Raw genomic sequence first — 1,247 nt, 5'->3', positions numbered from 1 at the left:
CATAGGCCGCGCGTTCCGGGCGGGCCCACACTCTCCGGAGGACGGCGCCGTGCGCGGACACCCGCTCGCATCCGCTGGAGGAGACCGCATGCCCCTGCCCCGAATCGAGCCCTACGACCTGCCGGACGCGCGCTGCCTCTCCTTCAACCGCGTGGACTGGCGCCTCGAACCCGCACGGGCCGTCCTCCTCGTGCACGACATGCAGAACTACTTCCTGCGCGCCTTCGGCCGGGACCACCCCGGCGGGCCCGCCGCCCGCAACATCGGCCTGCTGCTCGTCGCCTGCCGCCGCGCCGGCGTGCCGGTGGTCTACACCGTCCAGCCGCCGCGTGAGCCCGCCTCGGCGCGCGGCCTGCTCACCGAGTTCTGGGGCCCGGGCCTCGGCCACCTCCCCGACGACCACCGCATCACCGGCCTCCTCGAACCGCTGCCGGGCGAAACCGTCATCACCAAGCACCGCTACAGCGCCTTCCACGGCACCGACCTCAGCGCCCTGCTCGCCGTCCACGGCCGCGACCAGCTGCTCGTCACCGGCGTCTACGCCCACCTCGGCTGCCTGCTGACGACGGCGGACGCGTTCGCCCTCGGCCTCCAGGCGTTCTTCGTCGCCGACGCGCTCGCCGACTTCGACGAGCAGCGGCACTGGCAGGCGCTGCGCTACGTGGCGGAGTCCTGCGGGGTGCTGACCGTCACGGAGGAGGTGGTGGGCGTCGCCTCGCGCAGCGAACGCCGGCGCGAACACCGTTGAGGATCAGCACAGTTCAGGCGCCGGGAGGGCGGCGAACAGCCCGGAGAGCGGGGCGGGGACGCGCTCCGGGGCGAGGGCCTCGACGAGGACGCGCCCGTAGTGGATCTTGCGGCCCTTCTTCGTGCCGAAGAACCGCCGCAACTGCTGCTGCGCGGTGCGGTTGCGCTGCGCGGGCTGGCGCAGGAAGACCTCCAGGGTGCGCAGGTCGCCCTGCGCCCGGACGACGTCCCGCACCGCGTCGACGCCCAGTGCGCGGATCAGCTCGTCCTCCAGGTCCGCCGCGCACACGAAGACGTCCCGCGGATCGGCACCGGCCCGCGCCCAGCCGCGGTCGTAGTAGCCGCGCTCCTGCTCGTCGCAGAGCCCCGCCAGCCGGAGCCCCAGCCCGGCCGGCCCGAGCAGCCCGGCGAACCGTCCGACACTCATCGCCCCGCCCATCGCCAGGACGCAGACCCCCTCCGCGGCGAGATCCCGCCCACGGCCGGCGGCCAGCGCGTCG

At 74.6% G+C, this 1,247-nt stretch carries 2 protein-coding genes; one reads left to right on the top strand and one right to left on the bottom strand.

Annotated features, from left to right (window positions below):
* The first annotated feature begins 88 nt into the window (after positions 1-88).
* Complete coding sequence (locus tag AB0O00_RS40180; RefSeq protein ID WP_363659611.1) at positions 89-748, top strand: isochorismatase family protein; 660 nt, start codon at positions 89-91, stop codon at positions 746-748.
* A gap of 3 nt (positions 749-751) precedes the next feature.
* Here AB0O00_RS40180 and AB0O00_RS40175 read toward each other — a convergent pair.
* The coding region (locus AB0O00_RS40175) for an ATP-dependent endonuclease (RefSeq protein WP_363659610.1) at positions 752-1,247 on the bottom strand (496 nt) is incomplete at its 5' end.

The sequence above is a fragment of the Kitasatospora sp. NPDC093558 genome (assembly GCF_040683475.1).
GTDB lineage: Bacteria > Actinomycetota > Actinomycetes > Streptomycetales > Streptomycetaceae > Kitasatospora.
This window is presented reverse-complemented; position numbering and strand designations above follow the sequence as displayed.